Origin of the sequence: Streptomyces sp. NBC_00016 (genome assembly GCF_045040885.1) — a bacterium.
Taxonomy (GTDB): domain Bacteria; phylum Actinomycetota; class Actinomycetes; order Streptomycetales; family Streptomycetaceae; genus Streptomyces; species Streptomyces coriariae.
Window position 1 is genome coordinate 3,976,801 of the sequence record NZ_CP108304.1, and the last position, 25,420, is coordinate 4,002,220.

27 protein-coding genes are annotated in these 25,420 nt (G+C 71.5%); 13 read left to right on the plus strand and 14 right to left on the minus strand.

Annotation, left to right across the window (positions count from 1 at the left end):
* Nucleotides 1-35 precede the first annotated feature (35 nt).
* Nucleotides 36-1,373 (plus strand): FAD-dependent monooxygenase, encoded by a 1,338-nt coding sequence (locus OG933_RS17460; RefSeq protein WP_405633421.1) that lies wholly within the window; start codon nt 36-38, stop codon nt 1,371-1,373.
* Here the strand turns inward: OG933_RS17460 and OG933_RS17465 are convergent.
* Nucleotides 1,370-1,942: a Uma2 family endonuclease gene (locus OG933_RS17465; protein WP_362268728.1), complete on the minus strand. Its 573-nt coding sequence runs from the start codon at nt 1,940-1,942 to the stop codon at nt 1,370-1,372. The two genes, OG933_RS17460 and OG933_RS17465, sit on opposite strands and share 4 nt — an antisense overlap.
* A gap of 100 nt (nt 1,943-2,042) precedes the next feature.
* Nucleotides 2,043-3,623 carry a methylmalonyl-CoA mutase gene (locus tag OG933_RS17470; RefSeq protein WP_405627740.1) on the minus strand — a complete coding sequence of 527 codons (1,581 nt, stop codon included), beginning with the start codon at nt 3,621-3,623 and terminating at the stop codon, nt 2,043-2,045.
* Nucleotides 3,624-3,867: 244 nt separating this feature from the next.
* On the opposite strand from OG933_RS17470, the gene OG933_RS17475 reads away from it, so the two are divergent.
* Nucleotides 3,868-4,704 carry a L,D-transpeptidase family protein gene (locus OG933_RS17475; protein ID WP_405627742.1) on the plus strand — a complete coding sequence of 279 codons (837 nt, stop codon included), beginning with the start codon at nt 3,868-3,870 and terminating at the stop codon, nt 4,702-4,704.
* Between the two features lie 215 nt (nt 4,705-4,919).
* Here OG933_RS17475 and OG933_RS17480 read toward each other — a convergent pair whose 3' ends face one another.
* The 8 genes from OG933_RS17480 to OG933_RS17515 all read right to left on the minus strand — a co-directional run bounded on the left by OG933_RS17480 (nt 4,920) and on the right by OG933_RS17515 (nt 12,203).
* Nucleotides 4,920-6,116 carry a hypothetical protein gene (locus tag OG933_RS17480; RefSeq protein ID WP_405627744.1) on the minus strand — a complete coding sequence of 399 codons (1,197 nt, stop codon included), beginning with the start codon at nt 6,114-6,116 and terminating at the stop codon, nt 4,920-4,922.
* Nucleotides 6,116-6,775 carry an RNA polymerase sigma factor gene (locus OG933_RS17485; RefSeq protein WP_362517511.1) on the minus strand — a complete coding sequence of 220 codons (660 nt, stop codon included), beginning with the start codon at nt 6,773-6,775 and terminating at the stop codon, nt 6,116-6,118. Before OG933_RS17485 ends, OG933_RS17480 begins: the two co-directional genes overlap by 1 nt.
* 292 nt (nt 6,776-7,067) lie before the next feature.
* Nucleotides 7,068-8,009, minus strand: coding sequence for a hypothetical protein (locus OG933_RS17490; RefSeq protein WP_405627746.1), 942 nt, complete (start codon nt 8,007-8,009; stop codon nt 7,068-7,070).
* Nucleotides 8,010-8,103: 94 nt separating this feature from the next.
* A complete protein-coding gene (locus OG933_RS17495; RefSeq protein ID WP_054242480.1) occupies nt 8,104-8,736 on the minus strand; it encodes an RNA polymerase sigma factor in 633 nt (210 codons plus the stop codon).
* Nucleotides 8,737-8,960: 224 nt separating this feature from the next.
* On the minus strand, nt 8,961-9,113 hold the full coding sequence (locus OG933_RS17500; RefSeq protein WP_362517517.1) for a hypothetical protein: 153 nt from the start codon (nt 9,111-9,113) through the stop codon (nt 8,961-8,963).
* 218 nt (nt 9,114-9,331) lie between these two features.
* On the minus strand, nt 9,332-9,841 hold the full coding sequence (locus OG933_RS17505) for a hypothetical protein (protein ID WP_405627748.1): 510 nt from the start codon (nt 9,839-9,841) through the stop codon (nt 9,332-9,334).
* Nucleotides 9,842-9,896: 55 nt separating this feature from the next.
* Nucleotides 9,897-10,451: a hypothetical protein gene (locus tag OG933_RS17510; protein WP_362268606.1), complete on the minus strand. Its 555-nt coding sequence runs from the start codon at nt 10,449-10,451 to the stop codon at nt 9,897-9,899.
* A 144-nt stretch (nt 10,452-10,595) separates the two neighbouring features.
* On the minus strand, nt 10,596-12,203 hold the full coding sequence (locus OG933_RS17515) for a beta-N-acetylhexosaminidase (RefSeq protein ID WP_405633424.1): 1,608 nt from the start codon (nt 12,201-12,203) through the stop codon (nt 10,596-10,598).
* Between the two features lie 249 nt (nt 12,204-12,452).
* Between OG933_RS17515 and OG933_RS17520 the strand changes: the two genes are divergently transcribed.
* From OG933_RS17520 to OG933_RS17540, 5 genes are all read left to right on the plus strand, one after another.
* Entirely contained in the window at nt 12,453-13,010 is a 558-nt protein-coding gene (locus OG933_RS17520; RefSeq protein ID WP_362517526.1) for a 2-oxo-4-hydroxy-4-carboxy-5-ureidoimidazoline decarboxylase, read from the plus strand.
* A 249-nt stretch (nt 13,011-13,259) separates the two neighbouring features.
* On the plus strand, nt 13,260-13,640 hold the full coding sequence (gene sdhC / locus OG933_RS17525; protein WP_078615861.1) for a succinate dehydrogenase, cytochrome b556 subunit: 381 nt from the start codon (nt 13,260-13,262) through the stop codon (nt 13,638-13,640).
* Between the two features lie 5 nt (nt 13,641-13,645).
* Nucleotides 13,646-14,128 (plus strand): succinate dehydrogenase hydrophobic membrane anchor subunit, encoded by a 483-nt coding sequence (locus OG933_RS17530; RefSeq protein ID WP_362268608.1) that lies wholly within the window; start codon nt 13,646-13,648, stop codon nt 14,126-14,128.
* A 33-nt stretch (nt 14,129-14,161) separates the two neighbouring features.
* Nucleotides 14,162-15,916 carry a succinate dehydrogenase flavoprotein subunit gene (gene sdhA, locus OG933_RS17535; RefSeq protein ID WP_362517529.1) on the plus strand — a complete coding sequence of 585 codons (1,755 nt, stop codon included), beginning with the start codon at nt 14,162-14,164 and terminating at the stop codon, nt 15,914-15,916.
* Nucleotides 15,916-16,677, plus strand: coding sequence for a succinate dehydrogenase iron-sulfur subunit (locus OG933_RS17540; protein ID WP_362517532.1), 762 nt, complete (start codon nt 15,916-15,918; stop codon nt 16,675-16,677). Before sdhA ends, OG933_RS17540 begins: the two co-directional genes overlap by 1 nt.
* An 84-nt stretch (nt 16,678-16,761) precedes the next feature.
* Here OG933_RS17540 and OG933_RS17545 read toward each other — a convergent pair whose 3' ends face one another.
* The 3 genes from OG933_RS17545 to OG933_RS17555 form a co-directional block, all read right to left on the minus strand.
* Nucleotides 16,762-17,025, minus strand: coding sequence for a TM2 domain-containing protein (locus OG933_RS17545; RefSeq protein ID WP_142265854.1), 264 nt, complete (start codon nt 17,023-17,025; stop codon nt 16,762-16,764).
* A 235-nt stretch (nt 17,026-17,260) separates the two neighbouring features.
* Complete coding sequence (locus tag OG933_RS17550; RefSeq protein ID WP_362517534.1) at nt 17,261-17,680, minus strand: DUF2752 domain-containing protein; 420 nt, start codon at nt 17,678-17,680, stop codon at nt 17,261-17,263.
* Nucleotides 17,673-18,206 (minus strand): TM2 domain-containing protein, encoded by a 534-nt coding sequence (locus tag OG933_RS17555; RefSeq protein WP_405627750.1) that lies wholly within the window; start codon nt 18,204-18,206, stop codon nt 17,673-17,675. Before OG933_RS17555 ends, OG933_RS17550 begins: the two co-directional genes overlap by 8 nt.
* 149 nt (nt 18,207-18,355) lie before the next feature.
* On the opposite strand from OG933_RS17555, the gene OG933_RS17560 reads away from it, so the two are divergent.
* From OG933_RS17560 to OG933_RS17575, 4 genes are all read left to right on the plus strand, one after another.
* Nucleotides 18,356-18,763: a VOC family protein gene (locus OG933_RS17560; RefSeq protein WP_405627751.1), complete on the plus strand. Its 408-nt coding sequence runs from the start codon at nt 18,356-18,358 to the stop codon at nt 18,761-18,763.
* Between the two features lie 112 nt (nt 18,764-18,875).
* Nucleotides 18,876-19,292 (plus strand): hypothetical protein, encoded by a 417-nt coding sequence (locus tag OG933_RS17565; protein ID WP_020131054.1) that lies wholly within the window; start codon nt 18,876-18,878, stop codon nt 19,290-19,292.
* A gap of 5 nt (nt 19,293-19,297) precedes the next feature.
* Complete coding sequence (locus OG933_RS17570; RefSeq protein ID WP_362518323.1) at nt 19,298-19,807, plus strand: DCC1-like thiol-disulfide oxidoreductase family protein; 510 nt, start codon at nt 19,298-19,300, stop codon at nt 19,805-19,807.
* A 10-nt stretch (nt 19,808-19,817) separates the two neighbouring features.
* The gene (locus tag OG933_RS17575) at nt 19,818-20,678 is read left to right on the plus strand and encodes a TetR family transcriptional regulator (protein ID WP_362517543.1); all 861 of its coding nucleotides are present in this window, start codon (nt 19,818-19,820) and stop codon (nt 20,676-20,678) included.
* On the opposite strand, the gene OG933_RS17580 is transcribed toward OG933_RS17575, so the two are convergent.
* A complete protein-coding gene (locus OG933_RS17580) occupies nt 20,671-23,082 on the minus strand; it encodes an MMPL family transporter (protein WP_362518326.1) in 2,412 nt (803 codons plus the stop codon). The two genes, OG933_RS17575 and OG933_RS17580, sit on opposite strands and share 8 nt — an antisense overlap.
* A 167-nt stretch (nt 23,083-23,249) precedes the next feature.
* On the opposite strand from OG933_RS17580, the gene OG933_RS17585 reads away from it, so the two are divergent.
* Both OG933_RS17585 and OG933_RS17590 read left to right on the plus strand, forming a co-directional pair.
* Entirely contained in the window at nt 23,250-23,939 is a 690-nt protein-coding gene (locus tag OG933_RS17585) for a response regulator transcription factor (protein WP_362517546.1), read from the plus strand.
* On the plus strand, nt 23,936-25,411 hold the full coding sequence (locus tag OG933_RS17590; protein ID WP_405627753.1) for an ATP-binding protein: 1,476 nt from the start codon (nt 23,936-23,938) through the stop codon (nt 25,409-25,411). The genes OG933_RS17585 and OG933_RS17590 overlap by 4 nt, the downstream gene beginning before the upstream one ends.
* The last annotated feature ends 9 nt before the right edge of the window (nt 25,412-25,420 follow it).

Consider the following 25,420-nt stretch of genomic DNA (forward strand, 5'->3'; position numbering starts at 1 on the left):
CGGCACTTAACAGCGTTAAGGAGAGTTGCATGGATATGAACGTGGACGTCCTGATCGTCGGCGCGGGCCCCACCGGCCTCGCCCTCGGCATCGACCTGGCCCGGCGCGGAGTGGAAGCGCTGGTGGTGGAACGCGGCGAGACCCTCGCCCCCGGCTCCCGCGGCAAGGGCCTCCAGCCGCGCACGATGGAGGTCTACGAGGATCTCGGCGTCCTCGACGGGATCCTCGCCGCCGGTGGCGCGTACCCGGTCGGCATGGTCTGGGCGGACGGCGAGCAGGTCGGCGAGCACGCGATGTTCGACCCGATGGAGGACGGCGAGGAGGGCTGCCGCTTCACCGTCCCCTGGATGGTCCCGCAGTGGCGCAACCAGGAGATCCTGCTGGCGCGGCTGACGGAGCTGGGCGGGACCGTGGCCTTCGGCCGTGAGGTGGTGCGGCTGGAGCAGGACACCGAGGGCGTGACGGCACACTTCGCCTCCGGCGAGCCGGTCCGCGCCCGGTACGCCGTCGCGGCGGACGGCGGCCGCTCGGCGGTGCGCCGCGCGCTGGGCATCGAGATGCGGGGCGAGACGCTCGACCCGGACGCGGCCCTGGTGGCGGACGTGCGGATCCCCGACCTGGACCGGACCTGGTGGCATCTGTTCCCGCCGAGCGGGCCGGACTCGGGCTTCCTCGCACTGTGCCCGCTGGCCGGGACGGACCAGTTCCAGCTGGTGGCGCGGCTCCCCGGCGGGACGGATCCGGATCTCTCCCTGGAGGGCGTCCGCAAGCTGGTCTCGGAGCGCACCCACCTCGCACCCGGGGCGGTGACGGAGCTCTTCTGGGTGTCCGACTTCCGCCCGCGCGCCGCCCTGGCGGACCGCTTCCGCGAGGGACGGATCTTCCTGGCGGGCGACGCGGCACACGTCCACTCCCCGGCCGGCGGCCAGGGCCTGAACACCAGCGTCCAGGACGCGTACAACCTGGGCTGGAAACTGGGTGCGGTGCTGGGCGGGCGGGCTCCACAAGCCCTGCTGGACACCTACGAGGAGGAGCGCCGCCCCGTCGCCGAGCACGTGCTCGGCCTCTCCACCGCGATCCACCGCGAGGAGGCGAGGCGCGGTGCGTCGACCCGCCAACTGGGCCTGAACTACCGGCGTTCGTCACTGAGCGAGGAGACCCGGGAGAACCCCGGTCCGCTGTCCGCCGGCGACCGCGTCCCGGACCTGACGGTCGACGGCGTCCGCCTCTTCGACCGGCTCAGGGGCCCGGACTGGACCCTGGTGACCCTGCCGGACGGCGTGTTCCTGGTCCGCCCGGACGGCTATGTGGGCTGGGCCGGCGCCACGGAGGAAGGCCTCGCGTCCTACCGCGCACGGGTCGGCCTCGGCTAGTCGTCGCCGTCGAGGAGGGTGTCGACGGAGAGCTCGAGAGCGACACCGACGGACTCGGGAACGGGGACGGCCTGGCCTCGCTGGTAGCGGAGGGGGTCGGGGTACTTGCCGTCGACGGGGTCTCGATACAGGAGCACCACGTCATGCCTGCGGTCGGCGATGACGTAGACCGGGATGTTGGCCCTGGCGTAGATGTCGACCTTGGTGGCTGTGTCGTTCGTCCAGTTGGAGGACGTCACTTCCAACACCATGCGGAAGACATGCGGGGCATAGCAGTTCTTCTCGACCAGTGCGTCGTGGAAGTCGGCATCCACCACGGACAGGTCCGGCACGGCGTAATCATCCGGCCCGGTCGGCAACCACAAGCCGATTCCCCCGACCGTTTTCAGCCCGGCCTGCCGATCCCCGGCTTCGTGGCACGCCACGATCAGCCAGGACAGTGTCACTTGGTGCGGCCCATCCGGCGGCGGTGTCACGACAATGCTCCCGTTGAGGATCTCCACCCGGTGCCCGGGCAGCTCCTCCCACAGCCGGTCGGCAGCATCAGCGAGCGACGACTCGTGCAGCATCACAGCCACGGCACCCTCCTTATCGGGACCACCCTCCACGAGCCTAACCAGGAACGGGCATTTTCCGCCCCCGATCACCCATTCCAGGGAATCGCCCAGCTCAGAACGCATCCGACGGCACGTACGTCCCCCAGACCCCCCGGAGGGCGTTGCACACCTCGCCCACCGTCGCCCGGGCCCGCAGCGCGTCCTTCATCGGGTACAGGACGTTGTCCTCGCCCTCGGCCGCCTTCTTCAGGGCGTCCAGTGCCGCGTCCACCGCCCCCTGGTCGCGCTCGGCCCGCAGCTTCGCGAGCCGCTCGGCCTGCTGGGCCTCGATGGCCGGGTCGACCCGGAGCGGCTCGTAGGGCTCCTCCGTGTCGAGCTGGTAGCGGTTGACGCCGACCACGACCCGCTCGCCGGAGTCGGTCTCCTGGGCGATCCGGTACGCGCTGCGCTCGATCTCGTTCTTCTGGAAGCCGTGCTCGATGGCCGACACCGCGCCGCCGAGGTCCTCGACCTTCTTCATCAGCTCGACGGCCGCCGCCTCGACGTCGTCGGTCATCCTCTCGACGACGTAGGAGCCCGCGAAGGGGTCGACGGTCGCGGTCACGTCCGTCTCGTAGGCCAGCACCTGCTGGGTGCGCAGGGCGAGACGCGCGCTCTTGTCCGTGGGGAGCGCGATCGCCTCGTCGAAGGAGTTCGTGTGCAGGGACTGGGTGCCGCCGAGGACCGCGGCCAGGCCCTGGACGGCGACCCGGACCAGGTTCACCTCCGGCTGCTGGGCCGTCAGCTGGACGCCGGCCGTCTGCGTGTGGAAGCGGAGCATCAGCGACTTGGGGTTCTTCGCGCCGAACTCCTCCCGCATCACCCGCGCCCAGATCCGGCGCGCGGCACGGAACTTCGCGACCTCTTCGAGGATCGTCGTGCGGGCCACGAAGAAGAAGGACAGGCGGGGCGCGAAGTCGTCCACGTCCATCCCCGCCGCCACCGCCGTACGCACGTACTCGATGCCGTCCGCCAGGGTGAAGGCGATCTCCTGCGCCGGGGACGCGCCCGCCTCCGCCATGTGGTAGCCGGAGATCGAGATCGTGTTCCACTTCGGGATCTCGGCCTTGCAGTACTTGAAGATGTCGGCGATCAGCCGGAGCGAGGGCTTGGGCGGGAAGATGTACGTGCCGCGCGCGATGTACTCCTTCAGCACGTCGTTCTGGATCGTGCCCGTGAGCCGGTCGGCCGGGACGCCCTGCTCCTCGCCGACCAGCTGGTACATGAGCAGCAGCAGGGCCGCGGGGGCGTTGATCGTCATCGACGTCGACACCTTGTCCAGCGGGATCCCGCCGAACAGCACCCGCATGTCCTCGACCGAGTCGATGGCCACGCCCACCTTGCCGACCTCGCCGCTCGCGATCGGGGCGTCGGAGTCGTGGCCCATCTGGGTGGGCAGGTCGAAGGCGACCGACAGGCCCATCGTGCCGTTGGCGATCAGCTGCTGGTAGCGGGCGTTGGACTCCACCGCCGTGCCGAAGCCCGCGTACTGGCGCATGGTCCAGGGGCGGCCGGTGTACATCGACGGGTAGACGCCCCGGGTGAAGGGGTACTTGCCCGGCTCGCCCAGCTGCCCGGCCGGGTCCCAGCCCGCCAGGTCCTGCGGCCCGTACACCGGCTCGATGGGCAGTCCGGACTCCGACTCACGCGTCATGGGTGTGATGCCTCCCGCTGAGCAATACCCGCTGCTTCGACCACTCCGGTCACCTATCGGTCACCTGTCCGAACGGCCCGTAGGTTACCCGCCAGTACGGTCCGATCGTCCGACGGACTGTATCGGCACGCGCGCAGCCGGTGCAGAGGACCACGCTGGGACCTTCCTCACAGACTGTTCGCGGTGCCGCTCACCACAATGCCGGTCCGTTCGCGAGGCGTCATCCCGGGGGAACATCTCAGGCATGCGGATGCGGAGATCGATCGCCGTCCTGGCCGGTACGGCGGCTCTGGTGACGGTGTGCGGCTGTAGCGTGCAGGACCCGGACCGGGACGGAACGGCGCGCGCGCCCGTGCCTTCCGACGACGGCCGGACGGCCTCGCCGTCGGCGTCGGCCCGGACCACCACCGACGACAGGCCCAGCGCCTCGGCCATCGGCGCCCCGCCTCCCGCTGTCCTGTGGTCGCGCGGCGACAAGGGACGCGACGTCCGCGAGCTCCAGGCCCGGCTGCGCCAGATCGCCTGGCTCTTCGCCGGGCCCACGGGCACGTACGGCGAGGTCACCGAGGGGGCCGTGAAGGGCTTCCAGGGCAAGCGCGGGCTGCCGGTGACGGGGCGGACGGACACCGTCACCTGGCAGCGGCTGCTGAGGATGACCCGTGAACCCGGGGAGTGGGAGCTGTATCCGATGGGCGGCCAGCCGGCCGCCGCGCCCGATCCGCGCTGCCTGTCCGGACGGGTGCTGTGCATCGACAAGACGAGCAGGACCCTGCGCTGGATGGTCGACGGCCGGACCCTGACGACGGTGTCGGTCCGCTTCGGCTCGCAGTACACGCCCACCCGGGAGGGTGTGTTCCACGTCTACTGGAAGTCCCGCGACCACGTGTCCACGCTCTACCACTCACCGATGCCGTACGCGATGTTCTTCAGCGGCGGGCAGGCGGTGCACTACTCGTCCGACTTCGCCGCCCGCGGCTACGCGGGGGCCTCGCACGGATGCGTCAACGTGCGGGACGAGACGGCGATCGCGAGTCTCTTCGCACAGGTCAGGAACGGCGACAAGGTCGTCGTGTCCTGGTGAGCGCGGCGGCGCGAGAGCGGTGTGAGGTGTTTGGGGCGCGAGCGGGACCGGGGGAACGTGTCCCGCCCGCGCCGAGCGCACGAGCCGGAAGTACGGGGGGAACCCCGGCTCTGTGCAAGGGCCGATGACCAGTCGGCTCACTTCTTACTGCGCTCCGGCCGCCGAAAACGTCACACCCCTGGCGAAGAAACTTCGGCGATCCGCGAAACCGCAGGTCAGCGGCGGTGAGAAGACGAGTTTCCGCCGGAATCGCCGGAGCCGCCGCGCTCCCGGCCGTCACCACCACCGTCACCGTCACCGTCGTGGCCACCGCCGCCGTGTCCCTCGCCACGGCCACCGTGACCACGACCCCGGTCGCGGTCACGGTCACGGTCGCCGTAACGATCACGATCGCGGCCCCCGTCACCGTCGCCGTCGTCGTCGGAGCCGCCCTTGTCGCCCGAACCGGACCTGTCGCCCGTGGCGCCGCCGCGGCCTCCGCGGTCGCTCTGGTTCTTTCCGGTGTCCCGGCCGGTGGTGCCGTACGGATTGCGGTCGTCGCCTCGGGAGTTTTTGGCGGCGGTGCCGTCGAGGACACCCGCGCAGTACTCGGGCACGCGCTTCGGGCCGCCCGCGAGGTGCTCCAGGCTCTGGCGGCGCTCGGTGTCCAGGGTGCGGCCGGCGCTCAGGTCGCGGCAGGAAGAGGCCACGCCGGTCGGCCAGGTGCCGCGGGGGTCCGGGGTGGCCGAGGGCGCGCCGTCCGTCTTCCCGTTCCCGGCGTCCTCCCGGCCGGTGGCGCCCGTGCCGCCGTCCGGTGTCGCCGGGTCATCGTCGCCGCCCGAGGCGTCCGGCGTGGGCGGTACGAGCGCGCGCTCGTCCGGGGGCACGGGGGCCGAGACGGATGCCACGGGACGGGCGGGTTCGGCACCGTCGAACGGGGTCGGCAGGACACCGGTCCCGGCCGCGATCCCGCCCACCATCCCGGCGGCGAGCGCGGCGGCCAGCCCGAGCCGTACAGGTCGGCTCCACCGGGCCGGACGCCCGGTCTCCGGGACGCGGCCGCCGATGCGCACCAGTCCCGCGTCGGCGTCGTGCGTGCCCCGGAGCCGACCGGTGGCGGCGGCCTTCGTCCCACCGTGCAGGCCGGCGGGATCCGTGGCGAGGCCGGCCCGACCGGCCCGTCCCGCGAGGTCGGCGCGGTCCGCGTGGGCCTTGCGGAAGGCGGCCAGGGCCGCGGCCTCACCGGGCAGTTCCTCGTCGGCGGGCAGGGGCTCGGCGGCCAGCGCGGCGAGCGCGCCGAGGGTCCGGGCGAGCCGCTCGGCCTCTTCCCGGGCCACGGCATCGACAGCGTCGACAGCGTTGTCCGGTGACTCACCGCGCAGCAGACGCTCCGCCGTTTCGCGATCGAGCCACCTGTCCTGCTTGTCGGCCATCACATGTCCTTCTGCGTCCGCGCGCACGTATGCGTCACACCGGCGGACGTCACCGCGCGCGAGCGCGGTTCTCGCGGGGACGGCAGTGCGTCGAGCGCGCCGGCCGTCTCCGGGTCCTCGCCGAGCAGTTCGGCGAGCTTCTTCAGGCCGCGGTGCGCGGCCGTACGCACGGCACCGGGCCGTTTGCCGAGCGTCTCGGCGGCCGTCTTGGCGTCCAGGCCCATGACGACCCGCAGCACGACGGCCTCGGCCTGGTCCTGCGGCAACCGGGCTATGAGGTCCAGGGTGCGGCCGGTGGCCAGCGCCTCCATGGCCTCGCCCGCGGTGTCGGACTCGGCGGGGCGGCCGGTCAGTTCGGTCTCGTCGGCGACCGTCGCCGGGCGCCGGCCGCGCATGCGTATGTGGTCCAGCGCGCGGTTGCGGGCGATCCGGGCGGCCCAGCCGCGGAAACGGTCCGCGTCGCCGCTGAACCGCTCCAGGTCCCTGGCTATCTGGAGCCAGGCCTCGGAGGACACGTCCTCGGCGTCGAGGTCGCCGACGAGCGTGCGTACGTACCCGATCAGCCGCGGGTGCACCGTGCGGTACACAGTCCGGAACGCGGTCTCGTCCCCGTTCTGTGCCGCGAGCACCGCGGCTGTCAGCTCCGCGTCGTCCCCCACGTCGTGGTTCCTCGGTCGATGGTGCGCGGTTTTCTGGACCGCAGGTCGTTGCGGTGGTCTGCCGCTTGGCCGTCCGGCGCGAAAGGCACGTTACGACCTGAAACCGCCGCACGTCCATGTCCGTAGAACATGCAACTAACTCGTGACGCGAGCGGGCGCGCGCGGGGTGTGACAGAAAACGCACTCATGGCGCTGTAGGGAGTACGGGCCGCCGCGCGGCCCGTGCCGCGCGACGGCCGGGGCCTCTCCTGTGGGGGGTGGCGGCCTCGGCCGTTGCTTTGGCGGCAACCGGTTACTGGCTCCCGGCCCCGCTCTTGGCGGCCTTGGTGGCCTTGGTGGCCTTGGCGCTCTGCCCGACCTCGGGTGTCTTCCCGGCCTTCGGGGCAGGCTCGGCCTTCTGTGTCTTGCCGGCCCCGGAACCGACCTCCGCAGTCTTGTCGGTCTTCGGGCTCTTGCCGGGCTTCGGCCCGCCCCCGGCCGACCCCGATCCCGATGCCGATGTGGCTGCCGCTGCCGCCGCCTCGCAGTACGCCACGACGTTCTCCGCACCGCCCGCCGCCGTCACGAGCCGCTGCCAGGCGGTGGAGTCCGTCGCCTTGCCACGCCCCAGGACCTTCTCGTAGGCACGGCAGTGCGCGTCGGTGTCCTCGGCGCTCACGGAACGGTCCCGGTCGGTGGCAGCGGCGGGCGGCTGGGGGCTCACGGATTCGGCGTCGACGGACCCGGCCCCGGTCGCGGTCGCGGTCGCCGCCGGTTCGGGGCGACCCGCGCCGCCGGCGACGCCGTCCGTGGAGGACCCGACGGCGGCGAACGCGACCCCGCCCAGGGTGAGTCCGGCGACCAGCACGGAGAGCGTGGCCCGCAGCGAGCGGACCGTGTGCCGCCGGGCCCTGGGCCGCCAGTCGTCCCGGCGCCGGGTACGGGCCTTGTGCGCACCCGCGTCCCGGGCGGCCCGAAAGGCGGCGACGGCCCGCCGCTCGCCGTCGCCGGGCCCGCGCAGGCCCTGAGCGCGCGGGGCCTGAGAACTCAGGGGCCGAGCACTCAGGGCCTGGACGAGCAGCGCCTCCAGCGGGGGTGCCGCCGCCCCTGATGCCGCCGCTCCCGGTGCGTCGGCGGCGGCTTCGTGGCCGGCGGCGGCTTCGTGGCCGGCGGCGGCTTCGTGGCCGGCGGCGGCGTCCACGGGGTGTGTGCGCCGACGGCTGTGGTCCGCGCCGTCGTTCAGCCGTTCACCCATGTCCGTTTCCGCCTCTGTCGCGTCCGTCCGATCAGGCCGTTCGACCTGGTGGCCGGGCCCGCCACCGATCCATACGGTCCGCGGCCCTCGCCGTTCATGTCGACTCCCCCAGCGTTCGGGGGCCGCCATCCGTCACACCTTCGCCCGCGCCCGCGGCACCGAGTTGGTGGGCCAGCCGCTTGAGGCCCCGGTGCGCGGCCGTACGGACGGCGCCGGGGCGCTTGCCGAGGACGCGGGCCGCGGCGGGCCCGTCCAACCCGACGACCACCCGCAGCAGCACCGCCTCGGCCTGGTCGCGCGGCAGCCCGCGGACCAGCTCCAGGGCGTGTTCGGTGGAGAGCGACTCCAGCGCCTCGTCGTGCGTGCTGTGCGGACCGGCCAGGTCGAGGACGACGTCCTGGTCCAGCACCGCCGACCGGGGCCGGACCCGCAGCCGGCGCAGATGGTCGAGGGCCCGGTGCCGGGCGATGGTCGCGGTCCAGCCGCGGAACCCGGCGCCGTCGCCCTTGAACCGCCCCAGGTCCCGGGCGATCTCCAGCCAGGCGTCGGAGGCCACGTCCTCGGCGTCCTCGCCGACGATCCCGCGCAGGTAGCCGAGCAGTCCGGGCTGCACGATCCGGTACGCCACGGCGAACGCGGCCTCGTCGCCGTCCTGGGCCCGTGTCACGGCCGCGCCCAGTTCCCCGTCGTACGCCTGCGCGCGCCGGGGTTCCCCTCCCTGGCCCAAGACTGTCCTCGTTCGTGCGGAGTTCGTTCCGGCGCGCGACTCCCCCGCCGGACCTCGGGTCCGAACACGGCCACGCCCTCACGGTCATTCAGCGCCGGGCCGCGCAGAAGTGTCACAGCGCGCCGTCGGGCCGCCGGGTGCGGTCGCGCGGCGGCGGAGAGGAGGCGCGCAGAAAGGCCGGGCCCCGTCCGTCAGGACGGGGCCCGGCCCTTTTCGCCACTCGCTCAGGGATATGTCCCGTAGGGACTGAGGACGAAGCACAGCACGGCGACGTCCTCGTTCCGCTCACCGAACTCCCCCGCGTCGATCGCGGAGCCGGCGCCCGGGACGTCGATTCCGGCCCACGGCTCGGCGCGCTCGTTCAGCGTGACGTCCACGTAGGCACGGAACCGCGGGTCGTCCAGCCACACCCCATGGCGTTCCAGCAGCCAGACGGCCGCTTCCAGTGGCGGTGGCGGTCGTGGCGGCCTGAGCAGGGCTCGCGAGGCCGACCAGGCCGGCCAGCGGGAGCAGCAGCGTCGCCTGTCGGCCGAGGCCCGATTGACGCACCTTCAGACAGGTTTGGGTCCACCGGGGACGCCGGATCGGGCGGCGCTCAACCGCGCGAGCGGAACCGGGAGCCGGCCGCGCCCCCGCTCATCGCGTCCCGGCACAGCAGGCGGAGCGAACCGTGGCCGCCGAAGCAGCGGCGGGACTCGTCGAGGGGTTCCCAGAGACGGCCGTCGGGGGTGCGGACCCAGTGGTCGCCGGCGGAGCCCCACCACTCGGCGCCGGTCTGCCGGACGATCACCTCGCCGGCGTAGGCGCCGAACCCGCGCAGCACGTTCGCCACCGCGGTGTGCGGCGAGCCCTCGCGCCGCAGCTCCTCGATCAGGCGGTCGACACGCCACAGGCTCTGTGCGGAGTGGTCGAGATGGGGCCGGATGCCGTCGGGCGCGGCCGCCACCGCCTCCGCCGCCCACCGCACGGGCTTCGCGGCTGCGGAGGGACGGGGCGGCTGCTCGGCCCGGTCGCTCCGGTCGCTCCGGTCGCTCCGGTCACTCTGGTCGGTCGTCCTACGCGTCACATCAGGAAGAGCGAGGTCGGCGCGGGTTGCGTCACTCATATTCGGGGCCGTTCCGAGACCGGTGCAGGACCGCCCCACATCCCCCGCACTCCGCTCACTTACGTCCACGAGCCCGCCGCGAGACCACCGCGCGCAGCACCCGGCGGCCCTCCGTGGACACCTCCAGGGCACGGCGCAGTCCGCCCGCGCCATGACCGGCGAGCACCTCCAGGACGGTGACCTGGCGGCGCAGCTCGGCGGCGACGAGGGGGGACATGCCCTCCGTACGGCCTTCCCGGCGGGAGTCGACCGGGGAGGCGTCCTCGGCCGGATCGAGGAGGCGGTGGATCTGGAGCGAGGCGACGGAGCAGGCGTCGGCCCAGAGCCGCACCTCGGCGGCGGAGCGGCTCTCGGGTGCGGCGGCCAGCATCCGCCGGGCCAGCAGCTCGGCCTCGTCGCCCTCCTCCGCGGCCGACGCCAGCTTGCCGCGCGCCTGTTCCAGCAGTTCGCCCCAGTCGGCGGCGTCGGAGTCCTCCGTGAGGGTGCCCCACAGCGGTCGCAGGATCTCGTCGTCACCCCCGAGCAGGGGTATGCACCGATCCAAACAAGCCAGCCCACTGGCAGCCAGTCCGCGTTCGTCGGCCTGAGCGATCAGTTCCACCAGGCTCATCCATGCCCCCTCACCCCAGGGCACCGCCCTTACGGAGCCCGCACTTCCCCTTACTGCGCGCGACAGGCCAGGAGTATCACAGGAGGGTTTTTCAGCCAACCCTCAGCGGATCGGCAATCGTTCACCGCAGGGCCGGGAGCCCGCTCAACCGAGCCGGTTCGCCAGGGCCGTGAACTGTGTCCAGGTCAGCGGGGGCGTTCCGGCGTCCCACAGCTTCTGCGAGGTGGCCCGCAGCGGCATCCGGATCCCGGCCGCGATCTGGTCCTGGGTCTGCGAGTTCGCGAGGTCGCACCACACCGAGAAGGAGCCGCCGAGGATCTGGGCGTCGTACTTCGCGGGGACCGGCGTCGTGCCGCGCAGCACCCGCGGGGTCCACTGCTCGTAGATCCGCTTCCCGGTCGGGTAGACGAAGTCGTTCGGTTCGCCGAGGACGTAGTACAGGTACTCGTCGTTGTAGTTGAGCATCTTGAGCCCGGCGCTCAGGTACTCGACCGGCGGCCGGGCGCCGATCTCCTTGCCGGTCCAGTAGGCGACCACGAGGTCGGAGGCCGGCTTGACCGACGTGCCGCGGAAGAAGCCGTCGTTCCACACCCGCATGGTGCGGTCGTGGGCGCGGACGGTGTCGGCGCGGTCGTTGAGCCACCCGGTGGTGAGGTCGGCGACGCCCGCGCCGGAGCCGTACCGGGCCGTCGCGGCGGCGGCCAGCTGGGGGTAGGAGACGGCCGGATTCGAGACCGTCAGGGCCTGGTACTCGTCGCCGCCGAGGTGCCAGTAGGCGCCGGGGAAGACATCGGCGTACTCGTCCAGCAGGTCGTCGAGGAGGTCCGCGGACTCGTCCTTGGAGATGTCGATCGCCCCGCGGGTCGCGACCCCGTTCGCGTTGCGCAGCTGGAGTTCGGGGTGGGCCGCGAGAACGGCGCCCAGGTGTCCGGGTGAGTCGATCTCGGGCACGACGGTGATGTGCCGGCTCGCCGCGAGGTCGACGATCTTCTTCACCTCGGCCTTGGTGAGGTGCGGGTTCGAGACGATCTCCGGGTGGCTGTCGGACTCGATCCGGAAGGCCTGGTCGTCGGAGAAGTGCAGGCCGAGCTGGTTGTACTTCAGATCGCCGAGCTCGCGCACCCGGTCCTCGATCCAGGCGGCGGTGAAGTGCTTGCGCGCGATGTCCAGCGTGAACCCGCGCTGCGGCTTGGCCGGCTGGTCCCGTACGACGCCCTCCGGCGCCGTACCGCCGGCGTGCACCTCCTGCTTGAGGGTGCGCGTGCCGTAGAAGACGCCCGCGTCGGAGGGCGCGCTGATGGTGACCCGCCCGCCGCGCACGGTCATGGTGTACGACTCCGGGTTCGCGCCCTCGTCGTCGTTGAGCGCCAGCCGCAGGTCCCCGGCGCGCACGTCGTCCTTCTCCCCGGCGTACGTCAGCCCCAGCTCGCCGGCGACCAGCCGCCCCTCGTCGGCGAGGCCCGCGTCGCTCACCACCACCCGGCGGGTGGACTGCGGCTTCCACCCGGGGCCGCGCGCCGGGGTGTGGGCGCTGACGGCGGGGATGGTGCGGGGGGCGGTGGAGAGGGCGTAGGAGCGGGTGGGCGTCGGGGTCGGGGCCTGCGCGGCGGCGGCGCCGGTGTCACCCGCGCCGGGCGTCCTCGCGGCGGCCTGCCTGGAGGCGGCCGATCCGGCCGGTGTCGTGCCGTCGTCGTCCGACGAGGCCCACACGCCGAGCCCGACACCGAGCGCGGCGACCAGCCCGCCGGCCATCACTGCCCGCGCCGCGACCTGCTGGTGCGGCTTCCTCTGCGGCGCCCGGCGCCGGTGCCTGTGCCTGCTCACTCCGCCCACCGTACGACTCCCGGCCGCCCGAAGCGCGTCGAGCCCGTTGTGAGGGAGTCCACGACACATTCCGAAACTCTCTCGTTCGGGTGAAATTCAGGCATCGGTCAGACACGTCCTGACCGCTCTCGATAACGTGTCGACACACCTTTCACTGCATCCCCTGCCACATCACACGTGACGCGAGGATCCACGCTGCCTGCGCACCGTCTTTCCCCTTCCTCCGGCTGCCTCGCCATACCGGCGCAGACCCGGACCTCACCCGCACCTCTGCCGGACGGTTTCAACACCGCCCCCGCCGCCGAGGCGCACCGCACGCTCCTCGCCTGCCTGCGCAGCCTCCGCTGGGCCCGCCGGATCGCCGACCACCGCCCGTATCCGACGCTCGACGCCCTGCTGGCCGCCTCCGACGAGGCCGCGTACGACCTGAGCCCGGCCGATCTGGCGGAGGCCCTGGCGGCGGAGTCGCTGCCCGGCCTGCCCGCGGACGCGTACGGAGCGGCGCACATGGCGCTGGACGCGGCCCACGCGGCCTATGAGGCCCGATTCGGACACGCGTTCGTCATCTGCCTCGACGGTGTTCCCCAGGAGGAGTCCCTGGACCACGTCCTGGAGGGCATCCGGTCACGATTGACAAACGATCCCGAGGACGAACGGGTAGTGGCGGCAGAGGAACTCCGGAGACTGGCAAGGCAGCGGCTGACGCAGCTCGCCCGAGGGGCGCGGGGGCAGTGACCCGTGCGGCTGCGCCGCGGGGCGTGACCGGCCGGCACGGCGTCCCATCCGGACCCAAACGGGACACTCCACCCCAGATGCCGCAACGCTCACCCATCTGCGTGCCACTTTGATCACACAGGTAGGCCCGACGTAAGCCGAGCGCCAGTGCCTCGCTACGATGCTGGGGGCCGGTGGACCGTACCCGGCCGGGCCCGTCCGACACCCCAAGCCGGCAGGCCCCAATCCCCGCTCCCGGAGGGTTCTTCCGTGCCGGCTGGAACGCTGTACCGCGGCCGGGAAGGAATGTGGTCCTGGGTGGCTCATCGAGTCACCGGCGTCCTCATCTTCTTCTTCCTGTTCGTTCACGTGCTGGACACCGCCCTCGTGCGTGTCTCCCCCGAGGACTACGACAAGGTCGTAGCCACCTACAAGACGCCGGTCGTGGCGCTGCTGGAGTACGGCCTCGTGGCCGCCATCCTCTTCCACGCGCTCAACGGCCTGCGCGTCATCGCCGTCGACTTCTGGTCGAAGGGCCCGCGCTACCAGAAGCAGATGCTCTGGAGTGTCGTGGGCCTGTGGCTGCTGCTGATGCTCGGGGCGATCTACCCCGTGCTCGGCCACGCCGCTCGTGAACTGTTCGGGAGCTGAGACCGATGGCCACCACTGAAACCACCGCGGCCGGGATCGGCCCCGTCGAGGGCGGCTCCGTCTACGACGTGGACAACCCCGCGCCCTTCATCGAGCCCCCGCGCCAGCGCACCAAGAAGACCCCCAGGTCCACCCGGGGCAACTTCGAGATGGGCGCCTGGCTGTTCATGCGCCTGTCCGGCGTCGTCCTGGTCGTCCTGGTCCTGGGTCACCTGCTGATCCAGCTCGTCCTGGACGGCGGTGTCTCCAAGATCGGCTTCGCCTTCGTGGCCGGCCGCTGGGCCTCCCCGTTCTGGCAGGTCTGGGACCTGCTGATGCTGTGGCTCGCCATGCTGCACGGGACGAACGGCCTGCGCACGGTCATCAACGACTACGCGGAGCGCGCGAACACCCGGCTGTGGCTGAAGGGCCTGCTCTACACCGCCGCGGTGTTCACCATCCTGCTGGGCACGCTGGTGATCTTCACCTTCGACCCGAACATCCGCTAGGCGCACGGGACCGAGGGACTGAGAGAAACACTCATGAAGATCCACAAGTACGACACAGTCATCGTCGGCGCCGGCGGCGCCGGTATGCGCGCCGCGATCGAGTCGACGAAGCGCAGCCGCACCGCCGTGCTGACCAAGCTCTACCCCACCCGCTCCCACACGGGCGCCGCGCAGGGCGGCATGGCCGCCGCGCTGGCCAACGTGGAGGAGGACAACTGGGAGTGGCACACCTTCGACACGGTCAAGGGCGGTGACTACCTGGTCGACCAGGACGCCGCCGAGATCCTGGCGAAGGAGGCCATCGACTCGGTCCTCGACCTGGAGAAGATGGGCCTGCCGTTCAACCGGACGCCCAACGGCACGATCGACCAGCGCCGCTTCGGCGGTCACAGCCGCAACCACGGCGAGGCCCCGGTCCGCCGGTCCTGCTACGCGGCCGACCGCACCGGTCACATGATCCTCCAGACGCTGTACCAGAACTGCGTGAAGGAGGGCGTGGAGTTCTACAACGAGTTCTACGTCCTCGACCAGCTGATCACCGAGGTCGACGGTGTGAAGCGGTCCGCGGGTGTGATCGCGTACGAGCTGGCGACCGGCGAGATCCACGTCTTCCAGGCGAAGGCCGTCATCTACGCCTCCGGCGGCACCGGCAAGTTCTTCAAGGTGACCTCGAACGCGCACACGCTGACGGGTGACGGCCAGGCGGCCGTGTACCGGCGCGGGCTGCCGCTGGAGGACATGGAGTTCTTCCAGTTCCACCCGACCGGCATCTGGCGCATGGGCATCCTGCTGACGGAGGGCGCCCGCGGTGAGGGCGGCATCCTCCGCAACAAGGACGGCGAGCGCTTCATGGAGAAGTACGCGCCGGTCATGAAGGACCTGGCGTCGCGTGACGTCGTCTCGCGCTCCATCTACACCGAGATCCGTGAGGGCCGCGGCTGCGGCCCCGAGGGCGACCACGTCTACCTCGACCTCACGCACCTCCCGCCGGAGCAGCTGGACGCGAAGCTCCCGGACATCACGGAGTTCGCGCGCACGTACCTCGGCATCGAGCCGTACACGGACCCGATCCCGATCCAGCCCACCGCGCACTACGCCATGGGCGGCATCCCGACGAACGTCCAGGGCGAGGTCCTGAGCGACAACACGACGGTCGTCCCGGGCCTGTACGCGGCCGGCGAGGTCGCCTGTGTGTCGGTGCACGGCGCGAACCGTCTGGGCACCAACTCGCTGCTGGACATCAACGTGTTCGGCAAGCGGGCGGGCATCGCCGCCGCCGAGTACTCGCAGAAGGCGGAGTACGTCGAGCTGCCGGAGAACCCCGCGCAGCAGGTGATCGACCAGGTGGAGCACCTGCGCGCGTCCACCGGCACCGAGCGGGTGGCGGAGCTGCGCCGCGAGCTCCAGGAGACCATGGACGCGAACGTCATGGTGTTCCGCACCGAGCAGACGATCAAGACGGCGGTGGAGAAGCTCGCCGAGCTGCGCGAGCGCTACCGCAACATCTCGATCCAGGACAAGGGCCGACGGTTCAACACGGACCTGCTGGAGGCCATCGAGCTGGGCAACCTGCTCGACCTGGCCGAGGTCATGGCGGTGTCGGCGCTGGCCCGCAAGGAGTCCCGCGGCGGTCACTACCGCGAGGACTACCCGAACCGCGACGACGTCAACTTCATGCGCCACACCATGGCGTACCGCGAGGTCGGCGACGACGGCACCGAGTCCATCCGTCTCGACTACAAGCCGGTCGTCCAGACCCGCTACCAGCCGATGGAGCGTAAGTACTGATGGCAACTCCCGTTCTGGACAAGGTCGAGGCGGAGTCCGCGGCCTCTCCGTACATCACGGTCACCTTCCGGGTCCGCCGGTTCAACCCGGAGATCTCGGCGGAGGCCGTCTGGCAGGACTTCACGCTGGAGATCGACCCGAAGGAGCGCGTCCTCGACGGTCTCCACAAGATCAAGTGGGACGTCGACGGCACGCTGACCTTCCGGCGCTCCTGCGCCCACGGCATCTGCGGTTCGGACGCGATGCGGATCAACGGCAAGAACCGCCTCGCGTGCAAGACGCTGATCAAGGACATCAACCCCGAGAAGCCGATCACGGTCGAGCCCATCAAGGGCCTGACGGTCCTGAAGGACCTGGTCGTCGACATGGAGCCGTTCTTCCAGGCGTACCGGGACGTCATGCCCTTCCTCATCACGAAGGACACGAACGAGCCCACGCGTGAGCGCTTCCAGACCGCCGAGGACCGCGAGCGGTTCGACGACACGACGAAGTGCATCCTCTGCGCGGCCTGCACGTCGTCCTGCCCGGTGTTCTGGAACGACGGCCAGTACTTCGGTCCGGCCGCGATCGTGAACGCCCACCGCTTCATCTTCGACTCGCGCGACGAGGCGGGTGAGCAGCGCCTGGAGATCCTGAACGACAAGGACGGCGTCTGGCGCTGCCGTACGACGTTCAACTGCACGGACGCCTGCCCGCGCGGTATCGAGGTCACGAAGGCCATCCAGGAGGTGAAGCGAGCGCTGATCACGCGCCGCTTCTGAGCCTCCCGGCTCGCTGCTTTGCGCACACGGCGAGGGCCCCGCTCCTTGAAGGAGCGGGGCCCTCGCCGTGTTGCCGCGCCGGTGTCAGCCGCGCAGGACGCGACCCTGCTTGTCGGTGCGGTCGTTGCTCGTGAGGAACAGGATGCCGTCGACCAGCGCCCAGATGCCGAGGCCGCCGCAGGTGAAGAGCTGGGCGACGCCCACGCCGACGGAGCCGACGTAGAAGCGTCCGATGCCGAGGGTGCCCAGGAAGAGCTGGAGGATACCGGCGACGATCTTGGACTTGTCGGAGTACGGACGACCAAGCGGGTCGACCCCGTAGGGGGCCTGCGGGGTGGGGACGGTCATGACAACTGCTCCTGAAATGCCTGCGGGAGGCCGGTGCGGCCTGCTCCGAAATGGGGAGTCCAGGAGGCACGCGACGCGACAACCACACGCGTCGACCGACGTCGACCGATCTCGACCCACGCCCTCGCACGGCTCCGCCATGCCAGGACGTCCCCCCTGTGACTGGTGAGCCTAGAGAAAACAGAGGGTAAAAAGGGAGTACAAATGATCCATCGTTCCTGATCCGTGATCAAAATCAGTCAACTACGTTCCGGAGCACCGTCCACGCCACCGCGACACCGAGGACGAGCGTCAAAGCCCTTGGTCCCAGGCGCGGATGCCAGGTGCGGCCGTGCAGGCCCGCCCACATCCAGCGGACCAGCAGCGCGAGCGCGTACGGCGAGGCGAGCAGCAGGACACGGTTGTCGAGCCAGGCCTGCGTGAAGTGACCGTGCATCAGGTCGTACACCATGCGGGTGCCGCCGCAGGCGGGGCAGAGCTGCCCGGTGACGAGCCGGAACGGGCACCCTGGGAGCCAGTGGCCCGGCTGGTGCGGGTCGGTGACGTAGAGATACGCGGAGCCGCCCGCGCCGGCGGCGAGCACCACGAGGGGAGCCGCCGCCGGGTGCCGCAGCACGGCCGAACACCTCGCGGAGAGGCGCTCCGCGTCAGCCACGCAGGATCCGCCCGTTGGAGTCGGTCTTGTCGTCGCTGACCAGCAGGATGATGCCGTCGATCAGCGCCCAGATGCCGAGGCCGCCGCAGGTGAAGAGCTGGGCGAGGCCGATGCCGACGTCACCCATGTAGAACCGGCCGACACCGAAGCTGCCCAGGGTGAGCTGGAGCACGCCCGCGACGATCTTCGACTTCTCGGAGTAGGGGCGGCCCATGAGGTCGTACCCGTAGGGGGCCTGGGGGTCGCCGGTGAAGGTGCCGGGAGGTATGTAGCCGCCGGCGGGATAGCCGGGGCCCGGGTAGCCCGGGCCCGGGTAACCGGGGTGGGCGTAGCCCGGGTGCGGCTGACCGGCCTGGGGATAGCCGTAGGGGCCGGGACCCGGCTGGCCGGGGCCCGCGTCCTGCGGGCCGCCGGGAGCGCCGGGAGCGCCGGGAGCGCCGGCGGGGTACCCGTAGCCGGGCGGGGGCGGCTGCGGCGGCTGCTGGGGCTCATGGGGCTGCTGGGGCTGCTGGGGCGTTTCGGACAAGGTGAGTTCCCCCGAGGTCTGGTGATCGGATCATCCGCAGATGAGACGAGTGCGGATGAGTGCAGAACATCTTGCAGCAGAAAACCCGCCACGCGGAGACCGGGGTGCTCTTGACCGGTTTTCGGGCCCCCCGCACCTAATCTGACGGCATGTCAGATGACCAGTCGTACGAGCTGCTCGGTTTCGACAACCTGCTGCTGCCCGTCGGGGACCTCGGCGAGGCGGTCGACTTCTACGAGCGAGCCGGGTTCACGGTGGGGCTGCGGTTCGACGAGGCCGGGATCGCGCTGCTGAAGGTCGGGGGCGAGACACCGGGAGTCCTCCTCCGGCACGAGGAGGCCCTGGGGCACCGGCCGCCGCCCCGGCCGTCCCCGCGGGTCTGGCTGGAGGTGCCGGACGCGCGGGCGGCGGCGCGACGGCTGGCCGAGGCGGGCATCACCCCCCTGGATCCGCCGTTCTCCACGTCCACCGGTTGGACCGTCGAGATCGCCGACCCGTGGGGGAACGTCCTCGGGTTCACGGACTACCTCAAGCGGCCCGAGCTGGCGAGGCGTTAGGGCGACGAGGCGGCGGCACCCGGCCCGCACCCCTTCAGTTGAACGTGTTCAAAACAAGCGCTACAGTCGTCCACGACAGCGTTTTGAACGCGTTCAAGAAAGGGTGGGGAACATGGACCGCACGGTCATCGCCTACGTCGTCTACCTGGTCGTCAGCATCGGACTGACCGTCTGGGTGGCCAGGACCCTCAGCAGCAACGGACGGATCTTCCTCGCCGACGTGCTCCAGGGCAACGAGAAGCTCGCCGACGCCGTCAACCACCTCCTGGTGGTCGGCTTCTACCTCGTCAACCTCGGCTTCGTCGCCCTCTACCTGAGCGGCGACGACACCATCGAGGACACGCGCGGCATCTTCGAGGCCCTGTCGACCAAGGTGGGTGTGGTGCTGCTGGTGCTCGGCGCGATGCACCTGGCCAACGTGTACGTCCTCAACCGGATCCGGCGGCGCGGGGTCATGGAGCGGGAGCAGGTCCCGCCCGTCGCCCCGCAGGCCTGGGCCGCCCCCTCGGCGCCCACCGCCGGGGCGTGAGCACGATGGCCGCCGACCGGGCCGCCGACGACCGGGACGCCCGGCGCGTCCCGGTCCGCCGGCTGACCGTGCTCCACGACGCCGAATGCTCCCTGTGCGGCTTCCTGCGCGACTGGCTGGGCCGGCAGCCGCAGCTGGTGCCGCTGGAGTTCGTCCCGGCGGGGTCCGCGCAGGCGGCCGCCCGCTTCCCCGGCCTCGACCATCGCGCGACCCTCGACGAGATCACCGTCGTCGGCGACTCCGGCCAGGTCTACCGGGGCACCGCCGCCTGGATCGTCACCCTGTGGGCGCTGCGCGAGTACCGCCCGCTGTCCCACCGGCTGAGCACCCCCGCCGGGGCGAAACTGGCGCGGGGCGCCGTTCTCGCCGCCGCCAAGTGGCGCGACGGGCAGGGGCGGTCCGTGGGCTGGGGCGGGGGCGTCTACCGCCGTGGCGACGGCTGGTCGTACGACCCACAGCTGGGCTGGAGCTACCACCCGCCCACCTGTGCCGACGGCACCTGTTCCACTGGCTAGGCTCGTGCATGTGCCCGCGAACAACGACGGTCCCGCCGAGGCCGCTTCCCCGTCCGAGCCCCATGAGGCCGCTTCCGCGACCGAACGTCATGAGGCCGCCCCCACGTCCAAGTCCGAGCAGACCCGCGCTCTGATCCTGGAGACGGCGATGCGGCTGTTCCAGGAGCGCGGCTACGACAAGACGACGATGCGGGCCATCGCCCAGGAGGCCGGCGTCTCGGTCGGCAACGCCTACTACTACTTCGCCGGCAAGGAGCACCTGATCCAGGGCTTCTACGACCGGCTCGCCGCCGAGCACCGGGAGGCCGTCCGGGACGTCCTGGCGCGGGAGAGCAGCCTGGAGGCCCGGCTGGCGGGGGTGCTGCGGGTCTGGCTGGAGGTGGCCGAGCCGTACCACGAGTTCGCGGTCCAGTTCTTCAAGAACGCCGCCGACCCGGACAGCCCGCTCAGCCCCTTCTCCGCCGAGTCGGAGCACGCGCGCGTGGAGGCCATCGCCGTCCACAAGGAGGTGCTCGCGGGGTCGAAGGCGAAGGTTCCCGAGGAGCTGCGCGAGGTGCTGCCCGAGTTGATGTGGCTCTCCCAGATGGGCCTCGTCATGTACTGGATCTACGACCGCACGCAGGGGCGCGAGCGCAGCTACCGGCTGGCCGGCCGGGGCGCGCGCCTCACCGCGCGGGGCGTGGCGCTGGCCCGGTTCCGGGTGCTGCGGCCGCTCGTCCTCGAGGTCCACGACCTGTTCACCGACTTCCTGCCCGGCATGACCAACGCCCTGCCGGACCCCACGAAGAAGAGCCCGCCGGGCCGGGCGGGCTCTGAAGGCGCTGCGGGCCCCGAGGGCTCTGCGGGCTCTTCTCCGGACGGAGTCAGCTGACCTCCGCCGCCTCCTCCAGCTCCACGTCGTGGACCAGGGGCTCCCCCGCGACCGTCAGCTGCCGGGCACGCTTCAGCAGGGGCGGCGCGGCCGTCGTCGCCAGCAGATACGTTCCCGGGGCCGGGACGGAGAGGATGTACGAGCCGTCGGCGAGGGAGGTCACGCGGTCCAGTTCCCGTCCGCCCCGCGACATCAGGGTGACCGTCGCGTCCTCGACCGGTTCACCGGCCGTGTTCCGGACGAAGCCGTGCACGACCGAGGCCGGTCCTTCGCCCGCCCCGGCCGTCGCCGGCGCCGCCTCCTCCTTGGGCTCGACCGCGAGATGCGGCAGCCGCTTCTCCAGCCACCCGGGCAGCCACCAGTTGGAGTCGCCGAGCAGGTGCATCGCGGCCGGGACCAGTGCCGTACGCAGGATGAACGCGTCCAGCGCGACCGCGGCCGCGAGGCCGACGCCCGCCATCGCCGCGCCCGAGTCGCCGCTGAGCACGAAGGCGAGGAAGACGCAGACCATGATCAGGGCGGCGGAGTTGATGACCCGGCTGGTCTCCGCGAGGCCCACCCGGACCGCTCGCGCGTTGTCCCTGGTGTGCACCCACTCCTCGTGCATCCGGCTGACCAGGAAGACCTGGTAGTCCATCGACAGGCCGAAGAGCAGGGACAGCATGATGACGGGCAGGAAGGCGTTGATCGGCCCTTCCTTGCCGAGGCCGAGCAGATCGAGGCCCCAGCCCCACTGGAAGACCGCGACGAGGACACCGAAGGAGGCCGCGGCCGCGACCAGGTTCATCACGGCGGCCGTCAGCGGCACCACCAGGGAGCGGAAGGCGACCAGCAGCAGCAGGAAGCCCAGGCCGATGATGGTGGCGATGAAGAGCGGCAGACGGTCGCCGGTGACCGTGGCGAAGTCCTTGGACACCGCCGTGACGCCACCCACGTGCGCCTGGGCCCCGGCCTCCGGGATGACGTCGTCCCGCAGCCGGTCGATCAGGGTGTCCGTCTCCGCGGACTGCGGCGAGGTCGTGGGCACCACCTGGATGACCGTGACCCCGCTCGCGGGCGGCAGGGCGGCCACCTGGGCGACACCGGGCGTGTCCTTGATGCCCGCGGTCAGGGCGGTGGCGTCACCGCCGTCCACGACCACCTGGAGGGGGCCGTTGAAGCCGGGCCCGAAGCCCTCGGCGAGCAGGTCGTAGGCCTTCCGGGTGGTCGTCGAGGCGTCGTCGTTGCCCTGGTCGGTGGCGCCGAGGCGGAGCGACAGCACGGGGAGCGCGAGGACGGCCATGACGACCAGCGCGAGCGCGGCGATCGTCCGCGGCCGGCGCTGCACGCCCATCGACCAGCGGGCCGCGGGACCACTCGACCTCTCCGGCTCCGGGCCGGTCGCGGCCAGCACGCGCCGCTGCTTGCGGCTCAGCACCCGCGCGCCGAGGAAGCCGAGCAGCGCGGGCAGCAGGGTCGTCGCGGCGAGGACGCTCAGCACGACCGTCAGGGAGGTGCCGATGACGACGCCGTCCAGGAAGCGCAGGTTCGTCACCAGCATGCCGGCGAGGGCGATGCACACCGTGCCGCCCGCGAACAGCACGGCCCGGCCCGAGGTGTTGAGGGCGACGACCGTCGACTCCTCCGGATCCAGGCCGCGCAGGACGCCCTTGCGGTGCCGGGTGACGATGAACAGCGCGTAGTCGATACCGACGCCGAGGCCGATCAGCGAGGACAGCAGCGGGGCCAGGTCCGGGATGTCGGTGACATGGCTGAGCAGCTGGGTCGAGAACAGGCCCATGCCGACGCCGAAGACCGCCACGGCGAGCGGCAGCAGCATCGCGTACAGCGAGCCGAAGGCCAGGAACAGGACCACCGCCGCCGCGGCGAGGCCGACCATCTCGGCGAGACCGGTGGGCGGTTCCTGCACCCGCTGGATGGCCTGGCCGCCCACCTCGACCTCCAGGCCGTCCTGTCCGGCACCCCGCGCGGTGTCGACGACGTCCTGGACGAGTTCCTTCGGTACGGCGTTCGCCTGCTCGGTGAAGGTGATCTGGGCGTAGGCGATCCGCCCGTCACCGCTGATCTGCGCCGCGCCCGCCGTGTCCGCCGCGTAGGGGCCGGTGACCCCGCCGACGCCCTTCATGCCCGCGATTCTGTCGAGCGCGGGCTGGATCCGGGACCGTACGTCCTGGTCCCGTACCGAGCCCTCGTCGACCTTCCACACGACCGTGTCGGTGTCGCCGGCGCTCGCCGGGAACGCCTTCTCCATCAGGTCGTACGCCTTCTTGGAGTCCGTGTCGGGGAGGGAGAAGACGTTCGCGTAGTCCGTGCCCGCCGTCGAGGCCGAGAATCCCAGGCCGAACAGCGCCCCCACCCAGAGCAACAGGACCACCAGCCGGTGCCGATAGCACCAGCGTGCCAATGCCGCCACGCTCAATCTCCTTCACCAGATCGTCGGTCGGTCCCCCAGGTCCTGGGCAACAGGATCGGTGGCGCCACGCGTGCGTGGACATGTGACGACCATGACTCTCAAGGAACTCCAAAGCGTGAACCGGCGCGATCGTCGGTGGGTCCGCCGATACTGGGGGCATGACGACGGCTTGCGGCACCGTGCTGGTCGTGGAGGACGAACCGAGCATCGCGGACGTCCTGGCCATCGCCCTGCGCTACCACCGTTTCGAGGTCATGACGGCGGGCACCGTCCGCGAGGCCCTCGCCCTCGCCGACCGCACCCGGCCCGACGTGGCCCTGCTGGACGTGATGCTGCCGGACGGCGACGGCCGGGCCCTGGGGCGTGAACTGCGGTCGCGCAGACCGGACCTGGCGCTGGTGTTCCTCACCGCGCGGGACGCGCCGACCGAGATCGTCGGCGCCCTCGGCTTCGGCGACGACTACATCACCAAACCGTTCGACATCGACGTGGTCGTCGCCCGCATCACCGCCGTGCTGCGCCGCACCCGGCCGGCCGACGTCCTTCCGCAGCGGCCGCCGCTGCGGTACGGCGACCTGGAGCTCGACGAGACGACGTACAGCGTGCGCCGCGCGGGCCGCTCGGTCGAGCTCACCCCCACCGAGTACGCGCTGCTGCGGTTCCTGGTGCGCAACGGCGGCCGGATCGTGCCCAAGGAGCAACTCCTGCGCCATGTCTGGCAGTACGAGCACACCCCGCCGGAGTCGACGGTCGTCGAGACCTACATCAGCTATCTGCGGCGCAAGCTGGACGTCCTGGGAGCGCCGGTGATCACCACCCGGCGCGGCGTCGGATACGGGCTGGCGTGAGGCGGATCCACCGGCACGGCATCCACTCGCTGCGTGCCAAGCTGACGGCGGCGAACGTGGGGCTGCTCGCGCTCGGCATCGTCGTCGCGACCGCCGTCAGCCTGATGGGGATGCGGCACTACCTGCTCGACCAGGTGGACGCCGAGCTGACCAAGATGCGTGACTCGCTGGGCAGTTCGCAGCTCACCCTGCGCCAGATCGACTCGCTGTCCGTGCTGAGCGTGGTCAGCGACCGGCTCGTGCCCCAGAACACGGACACGCAGAACACGGACACGCAGGGCACGGACACCCGGCCGGCACCGGACTCGATCTTCACCGCCGTCGACGGCCGGGGCACCGCCCTCGCCATCTTCGACGTCCGGCCCACCGAATCCCAGCGCGGCCTCGCGGACGCGGTGTCCGACCCGCTCGCCCTCAGCACCGACGCCGACCCGCACGACGTCACCGTGCACGGCGACACCTACCGCGCGACCGCGACCCGGCTGCCCGACGGCACGTACATCCTGCTGGCCACCTCCACCGAAGCCCTCCACCAGGGCATAGCGAAGGCCCTGAAGCTCGACCTCGCCGTCGGCACGCTGCTGCTGGCCCTGCTCGCCTGTCTGACCCTGTTCAGCGTGCGGCAGCGGATGCGGCCGCTGGAGGACATGGTGGAGACGTCGTCGGCGATCGCCGAGGGGGACCTGACCCGGCGCGTGCCGTCCAGCCACCACCCCACCCAGGAGGTCGAACAGCTGCGGCTCGCCCTGAACTCCATGCTCCACCAGGTGGAGACGGCGTACCGCACGCGCGAGCACAGCGCGGCCCAGCTGCGCCGCTTCGTGGCCGACGCCTCGCACGAACTGCGCACCCCGCTCTCCGCGATCCGCGGCTATCTCCAGCTGTACGACCAGGGCATGCTGGTCGAGCAGGAGGAACGCCGGCGGGCCTGGGACCGGATGAACGGCGAGGTGGACCGGATGGGCCGGCTCGTCGACGAGCTGCTCACGCTGGCCCGCCTCGACCAGCGGCCCGAACTGCGGCTGCGGGGCGTCGACGTGAGCCGTCTGGTGCGGGACTCGGCGCAGGACCTGCGCGCGCAGCAGCCCGGGCGGCCGGTGACGGTCGAGGCCGAGGGCGCCGTACTGGTGCGGGCCGACGAGTCGGGGCTGCGTCAGGTGCTGGGCAACCTGGTCGCCAACGTGCGCACGCACACCTCGGCCGAGGTGCCGGTGCGGCTCGGTGTGGAGCGGGGGGACGGGGTCGTACGGCTGTCGGTCGCGGACAAGGGGCCCGGGCTGGGACCTGAGGACGCGGCGCGGGTCTTCGACCGTTTCTTCCGGGCCGGGGGCGGCGCGGGCAGCGGCCTCGGTCTGGCGATCGTGCAGGGGGTCGTCCGGGCGCACGGCGGCGAGGTGAGCGTGCGGACGGCACCGGGCGAGGGGCTGGCCGTCACGGTGACGCTGCCGGCCCGGCCGAAGGCCTGCGTCTGAGCGCGTGCC